18 protein-coding genes are annotated in these 19,127 nt (G+C 70.1%); 10 read left to right on the forward strand and 8 right to left on the reverse strand.

The window, feature by feature from the left end; translation table 11 throughout:
* Window positions 1-31: 31 nt before the first annotated feature.
* Window positions 32-1,114, forward strand: a complete 1,083-nt coding sequence (locus TSH58p_RS21415) for a serine hydrolase (protein WP_109068487.1) — start codon at window positions 32-34, stop codon at window positions 1,112-1,114.
* Between the two features lie 6 nt (window positions 1,115-1,120).
* On the opposite strand, the gene TSH58p_RS21420 is transcribed toward TSH58p_RS21415, so the two are convergent.
* Together TSH58p_RS21420 and TSH58p_RS34590 are read right to left on the reverse strand one after the other, a co-directional pair.
* Entirely contained in the window at window positions 1,121-1,783 is a 663-nt protein-coding gene (locus tag TSH58p_RS21420; RefSeq protein ID WP_109068488.1) for a chemotaxis protein, read from the reverse strand.
* Window positions 1,784-1,892: 109 nt separating this feature from the next.
* Window positions 1,893-2,426, reverse strand: coding sequence for a cold-shock protein (locus TSH58p_RS34590; protein ID WP_282183608.1), 534 nt, complete (start codon window positions 2,424-2,426; stop codon window positions 1,893-1,895).
* 295 nt (window positions 2,427-2,721) lie between these two features.
* On the opposite strand from TSH58p_RS34590, the gene TSH58p_RS21430 reads away from it, so the two are divergent.
* The 9 genes from TSH58p_RS21430 (at window position 2,722) to pth (ending at window position 11,788) form a co-directional block, all read left to right on the forward strand.
* Window positions 2,722-4,422, forward strand: a complete 1,701-nt coding sequence (locus TSH58p_RS21430; protein ID WP_247873868.1) for a long-chain fatty acid--CoA ligase — start codon at window positions 2,722-2,724, stop codon at window positions 4,420-4,422.
* 353 nt (window positions 4,423-4,775) lie between these two features.
* Window positions 4,776-5,762 carry an ADP-glyceromanno-heptose 6-epimerase gene (gene rfaD / locus TSH58p_RS21435; RefSeq protein WP_109469397.1) on the forward strand — a complete coding sequence of 329 codons (987 nt, stop codon included), beginning with the start codon at window positions 4,776-4,778 and terminating at the stop codon, window positions 5,760-5,762.
* A 58-nt stretch (window positions 5,763-5,820) separates the two neighbouring features.
* A complete protein-coding gene (gene lgt / locus TSH58p_RS21440) occupies window positions 5,821-6,627 on the forward strand; it encodes a prolipoprotein diacylglyceryl transferase (protein ID WP_109469398.1) in 807 nt (268 codons plus the stop codon).
* A gap of 17 nt (window positions 6,628-6,644) precedes the next feature.
* Window positions 6,645-7,784 carry a class I SAM-dependent methyltransferase gene (locus tag TSH58p_RS21445; protein WP_109469399.1) on the forward strand — a complete coding sequence of 380 codons (1,140 nt, stop codon included), beginning with the start codon at window positions 6,645-6,647 and terminating at the stop codon, window positions 7,782-7,784.
* Between the two features lie 46 nt (window positions 7,785-7,830).
* Window positions 7,831-8,598: a peptidoglycan editing factor PgeF gene (pgeF, locus tag TSH58p_RS21450; protein ID WP_109469400.1), complete on the forward strand. Its 768-nt coding sequence runs from the start codon at window positions 7,831-7,833 to the stop codon at window positions 8,596-8,598.
* A gap of 120 nt (window positions 8,599-8,718) precedes the next feature.
* Window positions 8,719-9,183: a bacteriohemerythrin gene (locus TSH58p_RS21455; RefSeq protein WP_109469401.1), complete on the forward strand. Its 465-nt coding sequence runs from the start codon at window positions 8,719-8,721 to the stop codon at window positions 9,181-9,183.
* A gap of 212 nt (window positions 9,184-9,395) precedes the next feature.
* A complete protein-coding gene (locus TSH58p_RS21460) occupies window positions 9,396-10,331 on the forward strand; it encodes a ribose-phosphate pyrophosphokinase (protein ID WP_014199935.1) in 936 nt (311 codons plus the stop codon).
* 180 nt (window positions 10,332-10,511) lie between these two features.
* Window positions 10,512-11,123 carry a 50S ribosomal protein L25/general stress protein Ctc gene (locus TSH58p_RS21465; RefSeq protein ID WP_109469402.1) on the forward strand — a complete coding sequence of 204 codons (612 nt, stop codon included), beginning with the start codon at window positions 10,512-10,514 and terminating at the stop codon, window positions 11,121-11,123.
* An 89-nt stretch (window positions 11,124-11,212) separates the two neighbouring features.
* Window positions 11,213-11,788, forward strand: coding sequence for an aminoacyl-tRNA hydrolase (gene pth, locus TSH58p_RS21470; protein ID WP_109469403.1), 576 nt, complete (start codon window positions 11,213-11,215; stop codon window positions 11,786-11,788).
* An 18-nt stretch (window positions 11,789-11,806) separates the two neighbouring features.
* Here pth and yjfF read toward each other — a convergent pair whose 3' ends face one another.
* From yjfF to TSH58p_RS21500, 6 genes are all read right to left on the reverse strand, one after another.
* A complete protein-coding gene (gene yjfF / locus TSH58p_RS21475) occupies window positions 11,807-12,784 on the reverse strand; it encodes a galactofuranose ABC transporter, permease protein YjfF (RefSeq protein WP_109469404.1) in 978 nt (325 codons plus the stop codon).
* Between the two features lie 4 nt (window positions 12,785-12,788).
* Complete coding sequence (locus tag TSH58p_RS21480; RefSeq protein WP_109469405.1) at window positions 12,789-13,829, reverse strand: ABC transporter permease; 1,041 nt, start codon at window positions 13,827-13,829, stop codon at window positions 12,789-12,791.
* A complete protein-coding gene (gene ytfR / locus TSH58p_RS21485; protein WP_109469406.1) occupies window positions 13,826-15,376 on the reverse strand; it encodes a galactofuranose ABC transporter, ATP-binding protein YtfR in 1,551 nt (516 codons plus the stop codon). The genes TSH58p_RS21480 and ytfR overlap by 4 nt, the downstream gene beginning before the upstream one ends.
* Window positions 15,377-15,414: 38 nt before the next feature.
* Entirely contained in the window at window positions 15,415-16,380 is a 966-nt protein-coding gene (ytfQ, locus tag TSH58p_RS21490) for a galactofuranose ABC transporter, galactofuranose-binding protein YtfQ (protein WP_109469407.1), read from the reverse strand.
* Window positions 16,381-16,555: 175 nt separating this feature from the next.
* On the reverse strand, window positions 16,556-18,136 hold the full coding sequence (locus TSH58p_RS21495) for an aldehyde dehydrogenase (NADP(+)) (RefSeq protein WP_109469422.1): 1,581 nt from the start codon (window positions 18,134-18,136) through the stop codon (window positions 16,556-16,558).
* Window positions 18,137-18,176: 40 nt separating this feature from the next.
* Window positions 18,177-19,103, reverse strand: a complete 927-nt coding sequence (locus TSH58p_RS21500; RefSeq protein ID WP_109469408.1) for a dihydrodipicolinate synthase family protein — start codon at window positions 19,101-19,103, stop codon at window positions 18,177-18,179.
* Window positions 19,104-19,127: the final 24 nt, after the last annotated feature.

A 19,127-nucleotide genomic window follows, 5' to 3' on the forward strand; every position in this document is an offset into this window, starting at 1 on the left:
CGGGGGCCTTCGTTTTTTGAGGGATGGTTCCGTGGACACTGACGCCGCCCTTCCGACCCGGCACATCGACCTGTTGACCGAACGCCTCGGCGCCTGCCTCGACGAGGGCGACGGTCCCGCCGCGGCCAGCGCCGCGGTGGTGGCGGTCCGTTCGGGTCCACGCTCCTGGACCGCCGGCCTCGCCCGCGGCGGCGCGGCGCAGCCGCCGGTCACGACCCGCTTCCTCGTCTACAGCATCACCAAGACCCTGACCGCCGCCGCCCTGCTGCGCCTGTGCGGGCGCGGCCTGATCGACCCCGACGCCCCGCTGGACCGCTGGCTGCCGGACTTCGCGGCGGCCGACCGGATCACACTGACCCAGCTGCTCGGCCACCGCGCGGGCCTGCGCAATTACGGCGGCAGCCCCGCCTATCACGCCGCCGTGCGGGCGGGCGAGGAGCCGTGGAGCGAGGACGGCTTCCTGGAGCGCTGCCGCGCCGCCGACCTGTTCGCCCCGCCGGGGCGGGAGTTTTCCTATTCCAACATCGGCTATCTGCTGGCGAAGCGGGTGCTGGAGCGGGCCTCCGGCCTGCCCTTCGCCCAGGCGCTCGACCGCGAGCTGTTCGGGCCGCTCGGCCTGACCGGCTGGTCGGTGCCGACGGAGCGCGGCGACCTGTCCGGCCTGTGGACCGGCCCCAGCCCCTATCTCGGCGGGAAGGACGGTCCGCCCGCCGACGTGGCCGCCCTCTACCATCCCGGCTGGGTGGCCCATGGCGTGGTGGCGGCGACGGCGCAGGACATCGCCGGCCTTCTCCACGCGCTGTTCGCGGGCGGCATGCTGCCCGGCGCCCTGGCGGCGCGGATGCACGACTCCCTCCCGGTGCCGGGGACGATGCGCGGGCGCCCCTGGGTCGAGCCGGGCTACGGCCTCGGCCTGATGGTGGAGCGCGACGGGCAGGCCGGACCCTACTGGGGGCACACCGGCGGCGGGCCCGGCGGCTCGGCCTGCGGCTATCACTTTCCCGCCCGCAAGCCGGGGGAGGAGCCGGTGACCGTTGCCCTCTTCACCGATGGCGAGGACAACGACCAGGCGGAATGGATGACCGTGGAGGCCGCGGAAATCCTGCGGGAGTGACCCCCGTCAGCGCCGGTCGAACAGCTCCATCTCCCCCTCCATGGGGGTGCGCCGCAGCGCCTGGAGATAGTCCATCTCCTGATGCACCGTCTCGCGCTCCGCCTCGGGGCGCAGCAGGCGGCGGAAGGCCCGGCCGGTGGCCGGGAAGAAATGGACGCGCCGTCCCTTGTCGCCGCCCAGATCCTGAACGGCCAGCGCCAACCCCTCCCGCCGCACATAGTCCACCGCGAAGGCGGCGTTGGCGGCGCCGACGTCCAGGCTGGTGTCGATGACGCGGGCCGCCCCGAACAGCTTGACCTCCATCCGCTCGCGCCGGGCGCCGCGCTCCAGCAGGTCGTTGATCAGCCACTCCATCGCCACGCTGCCGTAGCGGGTCGCCACCCCATACCCCTCGCCGCCGGACGGGGAGCCCGGCAGCAGGAAATGGTTCATGCCACCGACCCGGGCCACCGGATCGTTGATGCAGGCGGCGACGCAGGAGCCGAGCGTGGTCACCAGCATGTCGTCGTCGCGGCCGGAAATCCGGTGATGGCCCAGCACGACCGGCACCACATAGGCCCCGAACTCGCGGTCCAGATAGCTGCCGTCCGCGCGCGGCCCGTCGCTTTCCGCGCCGCGACCATCGATTCCGGCGGAGGTTTGGAAGTGAAACGGTCCGGACAGCGGCATCACCGTCAGCCTGCAAGGGACAAAGGCATCGACGATGGTAATCAACAGTAATTAAAGAAAATACAACAAGTCCGCACGCCCCGCCGTCTTTCCAACGTCGGCAGCCGCGTCACAGCGGCACGATCCAGCACGCCTCCCGCCCCTTCGGCGCGGCGCGCGCCCGCAGCAGCACGCGCTGCCCGGATTCCAGCCCGGTCAGATTGCAGCGGCGCAGGATGCTCTTGTGGACGAAGACGTCCTTGGCCCCGTCGTCCGCCGTGACGAACCCGAAGCCCTGCTCCGGCTTGAACCACTTCACGGTGCCCGTCAGTTCCTCCTCGGGGCCGGACGTCGGGTCGCGGCGCGGGGCGCGGCTCTCGGCGGGCGTGCCGGTGCTCAGCACCTCCAGGATGTCGGCCACCTGCGGCCCCTTGGCCCCCGGAACCACCCGGCACAGAAGCTCCGCCCCCTCGCCGACCTCGTGCAGCCCGGCCCGGTTGAGAACGGAGATGTGCAGGAAGGCGTCGGTCGTCCCGTCCTGCGGCGCCGCGAAGCCGAAGCCCTTGACCGGATCGAACCATTTCACCAGGACGCGAACCTGGACGCCCTCGCCCGAGAAGGGAGCGTCCAGGACGCCGCTGGAATGTGAATCGGCTGTAGACACGAGTCCGAACCTTTCGGTCGAGGCGCCAGGCGCGGTGAACGGGTTCGGCGCCGCCCGGCCGAGCCGGATCGTCCGCCAGGCATGATTTTAGCCACACAGAAAATAGGGGTTCCAGCGTAATTTTTTCTTCACACCCGCCCTTTGCCTCTGGCGGCGGGACCGTCACAGGGACCATTTCTCCGGATGACGGGTTACAAAAAGGGCTACAATGCGCCAAAGGCCCCCCAACAAGCCCGAACGGGCACCGGGGCCGATCAAAAACCGAATAAGAACGAACATGGGAGGGAAAACGATGATGGGGGATGCGGCCCGCAAACTGCCGGACCAGAGCTGGACCCTGGGTTATCCGCCCGACGTGGACTGGAACGCGCCGATTCCGGTGAAACCGCTGACCGCGCTGCTGGAGGACGCAGCGGCCCGTTTCGCGGAACGCCCCTTCCTGGACTTCATGGGCAAACGCACGACCTACGCGGAGGTGGCGCGGATGGTGGAGCGCGCCGCCCGAGGCTTCCAGGCGATCGGCGTCGGCAAGGGCGTGCGCGTCGGGCTGTTCCTGCCCAACACGCCCTATTACGTGATCTGCTACTTCGCGATCCTGAAGGCCGGCGGGACGGTGGTGAACTTCAACCCCCTCTACGCCGAGCGGGAGCTGCATCACCAGATCACCGACAGCGGCGTCGAGCTGATGGTCACGCTCGACCTCAAGGTCCTCTACGGCAAGATGGCGCGGATGCTCGCCGAATCGGGGCTGAAGCGGCTGGTGATCTGCCCGATGGCCGACATCCTGCCCTTCCCCAAGAACTGGCTGTTCCCCATCGCGAAGCGGGCGGAGGTCGCGCGCATCCCCGCGGACGACCGCCACCTGTCCTTCCGCCAGCTGGTCGCCAACGACGGCGCCCCGAAACCGGTCGCCATCGACCCGGTGGAGGATGTGGCGGTGCTGCAATACACCGGCGGCACCACCGGCGTGCCCAAGGGCGCCATGCTGACCCACGCCAACCTCTACGCCAACACCGAGCAGTGCAGCCTGTGGTTCGTCGGCGCGCGGCAGGGGGAGGAGCGGATGCTGGGCGTGCTGCCCTTCTTCCACGTCTTCGCCATGACGGTGGTGATGAACTTCAGCATCCGCATCGGGGCGGAGATCGTGATGCTGCCGCGCTTCGAGCTGGATCAGGTGATGGAGACCATCCACGCCAGGAAGCCGACGCTGTTCCCGGCGGTGCCGACCATCTACACGGCGATCAACCACCACAAGCATCTGGAGAAGTACGACCTCTCCTCGATCCGCTACTGCCTGTCGGGCGGCGCCCCCCTGCCGGTGGAGGTGAAGGAGGCGTTCGAGCGGAACACCGGCTGCGTGCTGGTGGAGGGCTACGGCCTGTCCGAGTCCTCGCCCGTCGCCACGGCGAATCCGGTGTCCGGGCTGAACAAGGCCGGCTCCATCGGGCTGCCCCTGCCCGGCACGATGATCGAGATCGTCAGCCTGGAGGAGCCGCGCCGCGTCCTGCCCGTCGGCGAGAAGGGCGAGGTGTGCATCCGCGGCCCGCAGGTGATGAAGGGCTACTGGAACAAGCCGTCCGAAACGGCGCTGACCCTGGTGGACGGGCGCCTGCACACCGGCGACGTCGGCTACATGGACGAGGACGGCTACACCCACATCGTCGACCGCATCAAGGACATGATCCTGTGCAGCGGCTTCAACGTCTACCCGCGCAACGTCGAGGAGGCGATCTACCTGCACCCCGCCGTCGCCGAATGCGTGGTCGCCGGCCTGCCCGACGAGTACCGCGGCCAGACGGTGAAGGCCTACATCCGCGTCGACGACGGCAAGACCCTGACGCGGGAGGAGCTGATCGACTTCCTCAAGGACAAGCTCTCGCCCATCGAGATGCCCAAGGCGGTCGAGTTCCGCGGCGAGCTGCCCAAGACGATGATCGGCAAGCTGTCGCGCAAGGCCCTGCTCGACGAGGAGGAGGAGCGGCGGAAGGGTGCATGAGCGACCGCGTGCCCTTCCGGAACCGCAGGGTGCGCCATACGCCCCCAGGGCTCCGAACTCAGCTTCATGTTCGGCTCACCCTGCATCGAATAACCCTCTCCCCTCCGGGGAGAGGGTGGCCCGGAGGGCCGGTGAGGGGGAAACGCCGCCGCTTTGCAGGGCTGATCCGGCCTTCGGCCGCCCCCTCATCCTAACCGTCTCCGCAGGGGGGAGAAGGAATGAGCGTCGTCTCGATTGGCGTTGTTAACCTGAGTTCGAAGCCCTGATACGCCCCACCCCACCTTGCGGCCCCGCCCCCCGGACCCTATAAGGACGCTCGTCCTTTCTTTCGGTCCGGCGGCAAGGAAAAGCGCATGATCGTGGTCACCGGTGGGGCCGGTTTCATCGGCTCGAACCTCGTGGCGGCCCTGGCCGCGCGCGGGATCACCAACGTCGCGGTGATCGACCGCTTCGGCGACGGGGAGAAGTGGCAGAATCTCGCCAAGCGGGAACTCGCCACCCTCGTCGCGCCGGAAAACGCGCTGGCCTTCCTCGACCAGCACGCCGCGGAGATCGACGTGATCTTCCACCTCGGCGCCATCTCGGCGACGACGGAGCGCGACGTGGACCGGATCGTCGCCAACAACGTGGCGCTGACGCTGGACCTCTGGCGCTGGTCCTCGTGGCGGGGCGCCCGGCTGATCTACGCCTCCTCCGCCGCGACCTACGGCGACGGCTCCGCCGGCTTCGACGACGATGGCTCGCCGGAAGCGCTGGCGGCCCTGCGCCCGCTCAACGCCTATGGCTGGTCCAAGCATCTGATCGACCGCCGCGTCGCCCGCGTGGTGAGCGAGGGCGACATCGTCCCGCCGCAGTGGGCGGGCCTGAAGTTCTTCAACGTCTACGGCCCCAACGAGCGGCACAAGGACGACATGATGAGCGTCGTCGCCAAGCTGCACCCCAGGCTCACGGCCGGGGAGCCGGCGCGGCTGTTCAAGTCGCACCGCCCGGAGTTCGAGGACGGCGGGCAGCTCCGCGACTTCATCTTCGTGGACGACTGCGTGGCGGTGATGCTGTGGCTGTACGACAACCCGCAGGTCAGCGGGCTGTTCAACGTCGGCACCGGCAAGGCGCGCAGCTTCAAGGATCTGGCGCTCGCCACCTTCGCCGCGCTGGGGCTGGAGCCGCGGGTCGAGTATTTCGACATGCCGGCCGAGCTTCAGGGCAAGTACCAGTATTTCACCGAGGCGCGCACCGAACGCCTGCGCGCCGCCGGATTCGACCAGCCCTTCACCGAGCTGGAGGAGGGCGTGCGCCGCTACGTCCAGGATTTCCTGTCGCAGCCCGACCCCTACCGCTGACGGTTCCGCCTCTCCCCGACCGGGGAAACGCCGAAACAACATAAGGCACCCGCCGCGCATGCTCGCCATCGCCTTCCCCGCCATCGACCCCGTGGCGTTCGAACTCGGGCCGATCGTCATCCGCTGGTACGCGCTGGCCTATCTGGCGGGCTTCGTGCTCGGCTGGCGCTACTGCCTGGCGCTGGCCCGCAGCACGCCGGGCCGCCCCTCGGCGGAGGATTACGACGACTTCCTGACCTGGGCCGTGGTCGGCGTCATCCTGGGCGGGCGGATCGGCTACGTGCTGTTCTACAACCTGCCCTTCTACCTCCAGAATCCGCTCGACGCGCTGATGGTCTGGCACGGCGGCATGTCCTTCCACGGCGGCCTGATCGGCGTGTTGGGCGCGATCCTGCTGTTCTGCTGGAAGCGCGGCCTGTCGCCGCTGGCCTTCGGCGACCTGATCGCGGCGGCGGCCCCCATCGGCCTGTTCTTCGGCCGCATCGCCAACTTCATCAACGGCGAGCTGTACGGCCGCCCGGCGCCCGACGTGTCCTGGGCGGTGGTGTTCCCGCGCGACCCGCTCCAGGTGCCGCGGCACCCCAGTCAGCTCTATGAAGCCTTTCTGGAGGGGGCGGTCCTGTTCGTCCTCCTGGCCATTCTGGTGCGGATGCCCGCCGTGCGCGGGCGGGCCGGCATGACGGCGGGCATCTTCTTCATCGGCTACGGCCTGTCGCGAATCATCGCGGAGTTCTTCCGCGAGCCGGACGCGCAGCTCGGCTTCCTCTACGCCGGGGCGACGATGGGACAACTTCTGTCCGTGCCGATGGTTCTGTTCGGTGTCTGGCTGGTCGCCCAGGCCCGCCGCCGCCCCGCCGCCGTCTGAGTTCGCAAGGTTCCGCCATGAGTGACGCCCCGGACAGCCTCGCCCACCACCTCGCCCGCCGCATCCTGATGGACGGGCCGCTGTCGGTCGCCGCCTTCATGGCGGAGGCGTTGGGGCATCCGCGCTTCGGCTACTACATGCGCCAGGACCCCTTCGGCGTGTCCGGCGACTTCACCACCGCTCCGGAAATCAGCCAGATGTTCGGCGAGCTGGCCGGGCTGTGGTGCGTCGACACCTGGGCGCGGCTGGGCGGCCCCGCCCCCTTCCATCTGGTGGAGCTGGGGCCGGGCCGCGGCACGCTGATGCAGGACGCCCTGCGCGCCGCCGCGCTCGTCCCCGCCTTCCGCGACGCCGCCCGGGTCCATCTCGTGGAGACCAGCCCGACGCTGCGCGCCCGCCAGCAGGAAACGCTGGCCGGCGTTCCGGTCACGTGGCACGACCGGCTGGAGGACGTGCCCGCGGGCCCGACCTTGATCCTCGCCAACGAGTTCTTCGACGCCCTGCCCATCCGTCAGGTCCAGAAGACCAACCACGGCTGGTTCGAGCGGCTGGTCGACCTCGACCCCGCCGCGCCCGCCAATACGCCGGCCGACACGCCCCGCTTCCGCTTCGTCCTGGAGGCCTTCGGCAGCGCCGGCGCCCGGCTGATCCCGCCGGCCCTGCGCGACGCGCCGGAGGGCAGCGTGGTCGAGGTCTCCCCGGCCTCCCAGGCGGTGGCCCGCCTGATCGGGGAGCGTCTGGCCGCCCACCCCGGCGCGGCCCTGGTGATCGACTACGGCTACCGCGGCGGGCCGGCGGTCGGCGACACGCTCCAGGCGCTGCGCCGCCACGCCTACGCCCCGGTGCTGGACGCGCCGGGCGAGGCCGACCTGACCGCCCATGTGGACTTCGCCGCCATCGCCGCCGCCGCGCGCGAGAGCGGGGCGGAGAGCTTCGGGCCGGTGGACCAGGGCGACTGGCTCGCCCGATTGGGAATCCAGCCGCGCGCCGCCGCGCTGAAGCGCGGCGCGACGGCCAAGCAGGCCGCGGACATCGACTCCGCACTGGCCCGCTTGATCGCGCCCGACCAAATGGGCACCCTCTTCAAGGTGGTGGCCCTCGCCTCCCCCGGCCTGGGGCCTCCGGCGGGCTTCGAAAGCCCGGAACCGGCATCCTAGACACTGGCATCCGAACAAGAGACCGCGACAGCAAAGGGACGGGTTCGTGATTACGCTTGGCGCGCTGAACGACATCACCCACATCCGACACGCCTTCTTCACCCGCACCGGCGGCGTGTCGACGGGGCTGTACGCCTCGCTGAACGTCGGCTTCGGGTCCGGGGACGCGCCCGCCGCCGTGGCGGAGAACCGCGCGCGCGCCGCGGCCCGCATGGACGTTCCGCCGGAGCGGCTCGTCACCTGCTATCAGGTGCACAGCCCGACCTGCGTCGCCGTCACCGAGCCCTGGACGCCCGATCAGGCGCCCCACGCCGACGCCATGGCGACCGACCGTCCGGGCATCGCGCTGGGCATCCTGACCGCCGACTGCGCGCCGGTGCTGTTCGCCGACGAGAAGGCCCGCGTCATCGGCGCCGCCCACGCCGGCTGGAAGGGCGCCAAGGGCGGCGTGCTGGAGGCGACCATCGAGCGCATGGTGGAGCTGGGCGCCAAGCGCAACCGCATCGTCGCCGCCATCGGCCCCTGCATCGCCCAGCGCTCCTACGAGGTCGGGCCGGAGTTCCCCGCCTCCTTCCTCGATGAGGACCCGCGCAACCGCGACTATTTCGCACCGGCCCGCCGCACCGACCATTTCCTGTTCGATCTGGCCGGCTACATCACCCGCCGCCTGGGCGACACCGGGGTGGAGATCATCCAGCGCTGCCCCAACGACACGGTCGTCGAGGAGGACCGCTTCTTCAGCTACCGCCGCTCCTGCCTGCGCGGCGAGAAGGATTATGGGCGCGGCCTGTCGGCCATCGTCCTTCAGGGCTGAAGGCGACCGAAAAATCCTTCGCCTCAAAATTGTTCTTACCTCTGACTGATTGCGATACGACCCATTTCGGGTAAGATTGATTCTCAAGGGTGAGGGCATTCCGGAGAGGGGGACGCCGGCATGACGATGGACGCGCACCGGGACGAGACGCATCGGAGTGATGGGCGGGGCGATTGGCGCAGCGCGCGGATGGTGCTCGACAACGGCGGGCTGGACGCCGACCACCGGATGCAGCACGAGCTGATCCGCCGCTTCGTCGCCCTGCCGGGCGAGGAAGCGGGGCGCAGGCAGGCGCTGGCCCTGCTGAGCGAGCTGCGCCGCGTCTCGGTCCGCCATTTCCTGCGGGAGGAGCGGGTCCAGGCCTCGATGCGCTACCCGCATCTGGAGGAGCACCGGGGGCAGCACCGCCGGCTGGCCACCCTCCTGGACGACATCATCGGGCAGGTGGACGCCGAGGAGTCGGCCTTCGAGTACGCCTATGTGAAGGCCAAGGCGGACGAGCTTCTGCAATTCTGGTTCTTCGACCATTTCGTGAAGGCCGACCTGCCCATGAAATCGCACCTTGCGAAGTTCGCGGTGCGGTGATGCGCGGGAGGCCCTCGCCCACCGCCTGCCGCCACGCTTGCGCCATGCGGGAATCGCAGGGCCGGCTGGCTGCGGCGTCTTGAACCGCCCGTCATGGAACGTTTACATAGGTCCGGCCCTTTGTTATGGTCCGCCGCGTTTTCAAGGGGCGGCGTCGGCAAGGGACTGACGGGCGCACCGGAACCTATTCCCTGCAGAGAGAGCCGACTGCGATGAAGGTGCTTGCCGGCAACAGCAACCGTCCGCTGGCCGAGGCCATCTCCACCTGTCTCGGCGTGCCGCTGACCAAAGCGAGCATCCGCCGTTTTTCGGACATGGAGGTGTTCGTCGAAATCCTGGAGAACGTGCGCGGCGAAGACGTGTTCGTGGTCCAGTCGACGTCGTTCCCGGCCAACGACAACCTGATGGAGCTGCTGGTCACCATCGACGCCCTGCGTCGCGGGTCGGCCCGGCGCATCACGGCGGTCCTCCCCTACTACGGCTATGCGCGCCAGGATCGCAAGACCGGCCCGCGCACGCCGATCTCGGCCAAGCTGGTCGCCAACCTCATCACCCAGGCCGGCGCCAACCGCGTGCTGACCATGGACCTGCATGCGGGCCAGATCCAGGGCTTCTTCGACATCCCGACCGACAACCTGATGGCCGCCCCGGTGTTCGAGAAGGACATCCGCGCGACCTTCGAGGACATCGGCGAGGTGACGATGGTGTCGCCCGACGTCGGCGGCGTGGTGCGCGCCCGCTCGCTGGCCAAGCGGCTGGACGCCGATCTCGCCATCATCGACAAGCGGCGTGAGCGCGCCGGCGTGTCGGAGGTGATGAACATCATCGGCGACGTCAAGAACCGCCGCTGCATCCTGCTCGACGACATCGTGGATTCGGGCGGCACGCTGTGCAACGCCGCGGTCGCCCTGATGGACGCCGGCGCGAAGTCGGTCCACGCCTACTGCACCCACGGCGTCCTGTCCGGCGGTGCGGTGGCCCGCGTGGCTGTGTCGCCGCTGGAGCAGCTGGTCACCACCGACAGCATCCAGGCGACCGAGGCCGTGCGCGTGTCCCGCAACATCCGCCAGCTGACCATCGCCCCGCTGCTCGCCGACGCGATCACCCGCATCAGCGAGGAACGTTCGGTGTCGAGCCTGTTCTCGTAACGGCGCCGGACCACACGCGAAAAGCCCTTCCCCTTCGCGGGGGAAGGGCTTTTTTCATGGGCGCCATCCGCGCGTTTCCGGACTCTGTCCTTGACGCCGCGCCCCGCATGGCTTAATCACCGCGCCCACGCGTCAGCACCCCTGGAGGCTGGCGCTTTTTTCCGTTCAAGGAGTTATCCGATGACGCAGATCGTTCCGCTCAGCGCCGAAGCGCGCGACCGGGCCGGCAAGGGGACCGCCCGCCAGACCCGTCGTGATGGCCGTATCCCGGCCGTGATCTACGGTGGCAAGCAGGCCCCCATCATGATTTCGCTGGAGAAGTTCGCGTTCACCCGCGTCCTGAACCAGGCGGGCTTCTTCACGCACCTGTTCGACGTCACCGTCGATGGCGCCACCCACCGGGTCCTGCCGCGCGATGTGCAGTTCCATCCGGTCACCGACGTCCCGCTGCACGTCGACTTCCTGCGCGTCTCCGCCGACACCCGCACCACCGTGCAGGTTCCGGTCGAGTTCGTCGACCAGGAGAAGTCGCCGGGCCTGAAGCGCGGCGGCGTGCTGAACATCGTCCGCCACGAGCTGGACGTGACCGTCTCCGCCGGCAACATCCCGGAGCAGATCACGATCTCCTGCGAGGGCTACGACGTCGGCGATTCGATCCACATCTCCGCGGTGAAGCTGCCGGAGGGTGTCGCCTCGACCATCACCGACCGCGACTTCACGATCGCCACGATCGTCGCCCCGTCGGGCCTGAAGTCCGAAGAGGCCGAGGGCGCCGAGGCCGCCGCTTCCTGATCGGAAGCCGCCTTTGGGGTTGCGACAGGGGGCTTCGGCCCCCTGTTTCGTTTCCGGCTTACGCTGTTTCGAGATGAGGAGAGTGCGCCATGCTGCTGCTGGTGGGATTGGGCAACCCTGGCGCGGAATACGCGCGCAACCGGCACAACATCGGCTTCATGGCGGTGGAGGAGATTGCCCGCCGCCACGGCTTCGGCCCCTGGCGCAAGCGTTTCCAGGGCCAGACCGCCGAGGGCACGATCGGCGGCGAGAAGGTGATCGCCCTGGAGCCGCTGACCTTCATGAACCTGTCCGGCCAGTCGGTCACCGCGGCCGTCCAGTTCTTCAAGCTGAAGCCCGAGGACGTCGTCGTCATCCATGACGAGCTGGACCTGCCGCCCGGCAAGCTCCGGGTGAAGAAGGGCGGCGGGCATGGCGGGCACAACGGCCTGCGTTCCATCGACGCGCATCTCGGCAAGGAATACTGGCGCATCCGCCTGGGCATCGGCCATCCCGGCGACAAGGACCGGGTCAGCGGCTACGTCCTCCACGACTTCGCCAAGGCCGAGCAGAGCTGGCTCGACCCGCTGATCGACGCCGTCGCCGACGCCTTCCCGCTGGTCGTGAAGGGGCAAGCCGAGAACTTCATGAACAAGGTCACCCTGGCGACCGCACCCGCCAAATAGCCCACCACACCGGCGGGATCACGCCTCCGCCGGGGCGCCGCCGCGGCCGGTCCAGACCGCCAGCAGGCCCTTCTGCAGCAGGATGAAGACGAACAGCAGGACGCCGATGGCGATCTTCGTCCACCAGCTGCTGAGGCTGCCGTCGAAGGTGATGTAGGTCTGGATCAGCCCCTGGATCAGCACGCCGATGAAGGTGCCGATCACATAGCCGTAACCCCCGGTCAACTGGGTGCCGCCGATCACCACCGCGGTGATGGTGTCCAGCTCCACCCCCGTCGCCGCCAGCGAATAGCCGGCCCCGGTGTAGAGCGAGAAGACGATCCCGGCCAGCCCGGCCAGCAGCCCCGACAGGGCGTAGACCGCCACCGTGGTGCGGCCCACCGGCACGCCCATCAGCTCCGCCGACTGGCGGTTGCCGCCGAGCGCGTAAAGGTTGGCGCCGAAACGCGTCCAATGGGCGCACACCACCGCGGCGGCGACCACCCCCAGCATCAGCAGCGCCGGCAAGGTCAGCTTTCCCCCGCCGTCGAAGCGCAGCGCCAGATCGCCCAGCTCCGCGTAGAGCGGGTGGTTGATCGGAATGGAATCGGTGCTCAGCACGAAGCCGAGGCCGCGGGCGACGAACATGCCGGCCAGCGTGACGATGAAGGGCGGCATCTGGAAGACGTGGATGACGGCGCCCATCGCCGCGCCGAAGCCGCCGGCCACCGCCAGCGCCACCGCGAAGGCGGAGAAGGGGTGCCAGCCGCCCTGCTCGATCAGCACCGCCAGCAGCACGGTGGTGAAGCCGATCACCGCCCCCACCGACAGGTCGATGCCGCCCGACAGGATCACGAAGGTCATGCCGACCGCCGTGATGCCGAGAAAGGCGTTGTCGGTCAGCAGGTTGCCGACGACCCGCAGCGAGGCGAAGTTGGGAAACTGCGCGGCGCAGAGCAGGAAGCCGACCACCAGGACGGCGCTGGTCACCAGCAGGGGAAGGAAGCGGTGGATCATGGCGTCACGCTCCCGCGCTCGGGCTTGGGCTCTTGGGCTTGGCTGGCGCCCGGACCGGCCGGGGGCTTGCCGGACGCGGCAGGAACAGCGTCAGGGTCGGGGATTGCAGCAGCAGGACGACCATCAGGACGCCCGCCTTGACGATCAGGTTGAACTCCGGCTTGAAGCCGCTCAGCAGGATGCCGGTGTTCATCGCCTGGATGGTCAGCGCCCCGACCACCGACAGCAGCAGCCCGAACCGGCCGCCGAGCAGGGAGGTGCCGCCGACCACCACCGCCAGGATGGCGTCCAGCTCCAGCCACAGGCCGGCGTTGTTGGCGTCGGCGCCGCGGATGTCGGCGGCGACCACCAGACCGGCGACCGCGGCGCACAGGCCGCACCAGACATAGACGGCGATCAGCACGACCGGCGTGTTGACGCCCGCCCCGGCGCTGGACAGCCGGTTGACGCCGACCGCCTCGATCATCAGCCCCAGCGCGGTCGTCCGGACCAGCAGCGCGGTCACCCCCAGCAGGACGGCGGTGATGACCACCGGCATCGGCACGGTCAGGAAGGACCCGCTGCCGATGAAGGCGAGGCCGGGGCTGGTGAAGGTGACGATCTGCCCCTCGGTGACCAGCTGGGCGATGCCGCGCCCGGCGACCATCAGGATCAGGGTGGCGATGATCGGCTGGATGCGCAGGACCGCCACCAGCAGGCCGTTCCACAGGCCGCACAGCAGACCGGCGCCCAGCGACGCCGCCAGCACCGGGGCCAGCCCCCAGCCCGCCTGGGTCAGGGTGGCGGCGACCGCGCCGGAGATCGCCATCACCGCACCCACCGACAGGTCGACGCCGCGGGTGGCGATGACCATGGTCATGCCGACGGCGAGCAGCGCCACCGGGGCGCCGCGGTTCAGCACGTCGACCAGACTGCCGAACAGCCGGCCGTCCTGCAGCCGGATGGAAAAGAAGTCGGGGAAGAGCAGCCAGTTGGCCAGCAGCACGGCGGCCAGCGCGCCGTATTGCGGCAGGTTGCGCGACGGGCCGGGAAGCGGCCGCGTCATGGGCGCGCCTCGACGGGATCGGGCTCCGACGCGATGGCGGCGACGATGCGGTCCACGGCGACCTCCCCTCCCCTCAGCTCCGCCACGTGGCGGCGGTCGCGCAGCACGACGACGCGGCGGCTGTAGGCGACGATCTCCTCAAGCTCCGACGAGACGACCAGCAGGGCCATGCCGTCGGCGCACAGCCGCTCGATCAGGCGGATGATCTCGGCGTGGGCGCCGACGTCGATGCCGCGCGTCGGCTCGTCGAGGATCAGCAGACGCGGCTCGGTCGCCAGCCAGCGGGCGAGCAGCGCCTTCTGCTGGTTGCCGCCGGACAGCAGCTGGATCGGCTGCTCCGCGTGCGGCGTGCGGATGTCGAGCAGCCGGATGAAGCGGTCGGCGATCTCCTCCTGGCGGCGGCGCGGGATCGGCCGCAGCCAGCCCTGGCGGGCCTGGAGCGCCAGGATGATGTTCTCGCGCACCGACAGCGCGCCGACGATGCCCTCCTTCTTGCGGTCCTCCGGGCAGAAGCCGAAGCCGAGCCGGATGGCGTCGCGCGGCCCGCGCAGCCGCACCGTCCGGCCGTCCACCGCCGCCTCGCCCCGGTCGGCGCGGTCCATGCCGAAGACCAGCCGCGCCGTCTCCGTCCGCCCGGAACCGAGCAGCCCGGCGAGCCCCACCACCTCGCCGGGGCGGATGTCGAGGTCGAAGGGCTCGACGCTGCGCGCCTTGCCGTAGCCGCGGAAGCGGACCAGCGGCGGCCGGGCGTCCTCCTCCGCGTCATCCATCGTCGGGGCGATGCGGTGGGCCGCCGCCTCCAGCTCCCGCCCCAGCATCATGGCGACGAGGTCGAGGCGCGGCAGCTCCGCGGTGCGCCGCTCCCCCACTAGGCGGCCGTTGCGCAGCACGGTGATGCGGTCGCACAGCGCGTAGACCTGATCGAGGAAATGGGTGACGAAGACGATGCCGATGCCGCGCGACCGCAGGGTCCGCATCACCTTGAACAGGACCGCCACCTCCTGCGCGTCGAGGCTGGCCGTCGGCTCGTCGAGAATCAGCACCTTGGCCGACATGTCCACCGCGCGGGCGATGGCGACGATCTGTTGCGTCGCCACCGAGAAGCGGCCCAGCGGCGCCGTCACGTCGAGGGACAGGCCGTAGGGGATCAGCACCGCCCGCGCCCGCCGCCGCATGGCGCCGCGGTCGACCAGCCCGAACCGCATGGGCTGCCGGCCGAGGAACAGGTTTTCCGCCACCGACAGGTTGGGCAGCAGGTTCACCTCCTGATAGACGGTGCCGATGTGCAGGCGCTGCGCCTCCTCGACGCCGCGGGGGGCGATGGCCCGCCCCTCCAGCGTCACGGTGCCGGCGTCGCGCTGGTAGACGCCGGTCAGCGTCTTGATCAGCGTCGACTTGCCGGCGCCGTTCTCGCCGAGGAGGGCGTGGATCTCGCCATGGCGCACGGTGAAGTCCACGCCGTCGAGCGCCTGGACGCCCAGGAAGGCCTTGGACAGGCCGCGCACCGCCAGCAGCGGCTGCGACGCGGTGGGGGTGGGGTCCGTCATGCGGGGGGCCTCGCCGGCGGTGCCGTGGGGTGGCCGGGTCAGTAGGCGTCCTTGCGGCGTTCGTACTCGGCCTTGGCGGTGTCGGGGGTGAACAGGGCCGACTCCGTCTGGATCCATTTCGGCGGCGCCTTGCCGTCCGTCTTGAAGGCGATCAGCGCGTCGAAGGCCGGACCGGCCATGTTCGGCGTCAGTTCCACGGTCGCGTTCGCCTCGCCGTCGGCCATCGCCTTGAAGATGTCGGGCACGCCGTCGATGGACACGACCAGGATGTCCTTGCCCGGCTTCAGCCCGGCCTCCTTGATCGCCTGGATGGCACCGACCGCCATGTCGTCGTTGTGGGCGTAGACCGCGCAGATGGACTTGCCGCCGTTCTCCGCCTTGATGAAGCTCTCCATCACCTCCTTGCCCTTGGCGCGGGTGAAGTCGCCGGACTGGGTGCGGACGATCTTCATGCCGGGATTCTTGGCGACGACCTCGTCGAAGCCCTTCTTGCGGTTGATGGCGGGGGAGGAGCCGACGGTGCCCTGGAGTTCGACCACGTTGCAGGTGCCGCCGGTCTGCTTGGCCAGCCATTCGCCGGCGACCCGGCCCTCGAGCACCGTGTCGGAGGTGACGGCGGTCATGTAGAGGCCGGGGTCGCGGGTCTCGATCTGGCGGTCGAGCAGGACGACGGGAATTTTCGCCTCCTTGGCCTCCTTCAGCACCGAATCCCAGCCGGTCGCCACCACGGGCGCGATGAAGATGGCGTCCACGCCCTGGGCGACGAAGGAGCGCACGGCCTTGATCTGGTTCTCCTGCTTCTGCTGGGCGTCGGAGATCTTCAGGTCGATCCCGCGCTTCTCGGCCTCCGCCTTGGCGGTCTTGGTCTCGGCGGCGCGCCAGCCCGATTCCGAGCCGATCTGCGAGAAGCCGACCACCAGCTTCTTGTCGGCGGCCTGCGCCCCGCCGAGTCCGATCAACAAGGCCGCGGCGGCAGCGGCGGAGATCAGCCATGTCCTGGACATACCGTTTCACTCCCCTGGGTGTCTTGTCATCGATCCGGGCAGCGCCCGCTCGCATCTGTTCGTTGTGCCAACTTTAGGCGTCCAAAACCATATCTGTCCAATACGATTCTCGACCGAAGCGATACCGAAACCGGCATGATCGCCCGATGCGGGCAAAGCGTTGCCGGTCCCTCCCTCACTCTTGTCCAAGCACGCCGTCGATCCGCCGCCACAGGCCGAGCGGATTGCCGTCGCGCAGCGCCTCCGGCAGCAGGGCGGCGGGGATGTCCTGGTAGCAGACCGGGCGCAGGAAGCGCCGGATCGCCAAGGTGCCGACCGAGGTGGATCGGCTGTCCGACGTCGCCGGGAAGGGGCCGCCATGAACCATGGCGTGGCAGACCTCGACGCCGGTCGGCCAGCCGTTGGCCAGGATGCGGCCCGCCTTGCGCTCCAGCGTGGGCAGCAGGGCGGCCACGGCATCGCCGTCCGCCGCGTCCATCTGGACGGTCGCGGTGAGCTGGCCCTCCAGCCGTTCGGCGACGGTCCGCATCGCCGCCGCGTCCGGGCAGCGGATCAGCAGGGAGGCCGCCCCGAACACCTCGTCCTGCAGGGCCGGATCGCCGAGGAAGGCGTCGGCCGTCGTGCCGAACAGGGCGGCCTGGGCCTGGTTCGGGCCGCTGCAGGCCAGGCCGCGGGCGAGCGTCGCCACGGCGGCGCTGCCGGACAGCCGCGCCACCCCCGAATCGTAGGCGGCGTGTATGGCCGGGGTCAGCATGGTCGAAGCGGCGCTGCCGCCCAGCGCGTCCACCGCGGCGGCCACGAAGCGGTCGAGGTCCGGCCCGTCGACGCCCAGCAGGATGCCGGGGTTGGTGCAGAACTGGCCGGCGCCCATGGTCAGCGACGCCACGAAGCCCTTGCCAAGCGCCTCCGCCCGCGCGGCCAGGGCCGCCGGCATCAGGAAGACCGGGTTGATGCTGCTCATCTCCGCATAGACCGGGATCGGCTCGGGCCGGCGGGCCGCCGCCGCCATTAGGGCAAGGCCGCCGCCACGCGAGCCGGTGAAGCCCACCGCCTTGATGCGCGGGTCGGCGACCAGCGCCGTTCCGATGGGGTTGCCGACGCCGAACAGCAGCGAGAAGACCCCCTCGGGCAGACCGCAGGACGCCACCGCCGCCCGGATGGCCCGGCCGACCAGCTCCGACGTGCCGGGATGGGCGGAATGGCCCTTGACCACGACCGGACAACCGGCGGCCAGCGCGGACGCGGTGTCGCCGCCGGCCACCGAGAAGGCCAGCGGGAAATTCGACGCGCCGAACACCGCGACCGGCCCGAGCGGGATGTGGCGCTGCCGGACGTCGGGGCGCGGCAGCGGTGTGCGCTCCGGCAGGGCCGGGTCGATGCGGGCCTCCAGCCAGCCGCCCTCGCGCACCGTCTGGGCGAACAGGCGGAGCTGGCCGACGGTGCGCCCGCGCTCCCCCTCCAGCCGGGGGCGCGGCAGGCCGCTCTCGGCCATGGCGCGGGCGATCAGCGCGTCGCCGAGGTCGAGGATGTTCGCGGCGATGGTCTCCAGGAAGACGGCCCGCGCCTCCAGCCCGGTCTCGCGGAAGGTGTCGAAGGCGGCCCAGGCCAGCGCGCAGGCGCGCTCGACCTCCGCCGCCCCGCCGCCGCCGAAGACCGGCTCCAGTTCCGCGCCGGTGGCGGGATCGACGGCGCGGAAATCGCCGTCGGAACCACGGTGGCTCTCGGCACCGATCAGCATCTCGCCGGCGATGGTCATCATGGGTCTCCCGGTTTGGCGAGGGGTGGCGCCGCTGTCTTCAGCGCGCCCAGCGCAGGACCAGCGGGTCGAGGCGGCGGGCGGCGTCGAGCAGGCCGGCGCGGCTGGCCGGATGAGGGTCCGCCAGCGGGTGGCGCACGGCGTCGCAGGCGATGATGCCGCCCTCCTTCATCAGGATCTTGGCGGTGGCGAGGCCGCACTGGCGGTTCTCGTGGTTGATCAGCGGCAGCCAGCGCCCGTAGGCAGCCACCGCCGCCTCGCGGTCGCCGGCCAGGAAGGGGTCGACGATCTGGCGGATGCCGTCGGGATAGCCGCCGCCCGTCATGGCGCCGGTGGCCCCGGCGTCGAGGTCGGCCAGCAGGGTGATCGCCTCCTCGCCGTCCCACGGCCCCTCGACGGCGGAGCCCCCCAGCTCGATCAGCCGGCGCAGCTTGGCGGCGGCCTGCGGCACCTCGACCTTGAAGTAGGCGACGTTGGCGATCTCCTGCGCCATGCGGGCCAGCAGCTCCGCGGACAGCGGGGTGCCGCTGACCGGGGCGTCCTGGATCATGATCGGGATGTCGATGGCGTCGGACACCCGCTGGAAGAAGCCGACGATGCCCGCCTCGGGCACGCGGATGGTGGCGCCGTGGTAGGGCGGCATGACCATCACCATGGCCGCCCCCAGCTCCTGGGCGCGGCGGCTGCGCGTCGCGCAGGCGGCGGTGCTGAAATGGGTGGTGGTGACGATGACCGGCACCCGGCCGGCGACGTGGCCGAGGATGGTCTCCATCAGCAGCTCGCGCTCGGCGTCGGTCAGCACGAATTGCTCGGAGAAGTTGGCGAGGATGCACAGGCCGTCGGAACCGGCGTCGATCATGAAATCGACGCAGCGCGTCTGCCCGGCGAGGTCGAGGTCCCCCGTCTCGGTGAAGATGGTGGGGACGACGGGGAACACTCCCCGGTAGGGGCGGGCGCTGGAGGCCATGGCCGTTGGGGTCCTTCTGGCGGG

Origin of the sequence: Azospirillum sp. TSH58 (assembly GCF_003119115.1) — a bacterium.
Taxonomy (GTDB): domain Bacteria; phylum Pseudomonadota; class Alphaproteobacteria; order Azospirillales; family Azospirillaceae; genus Azospirillum.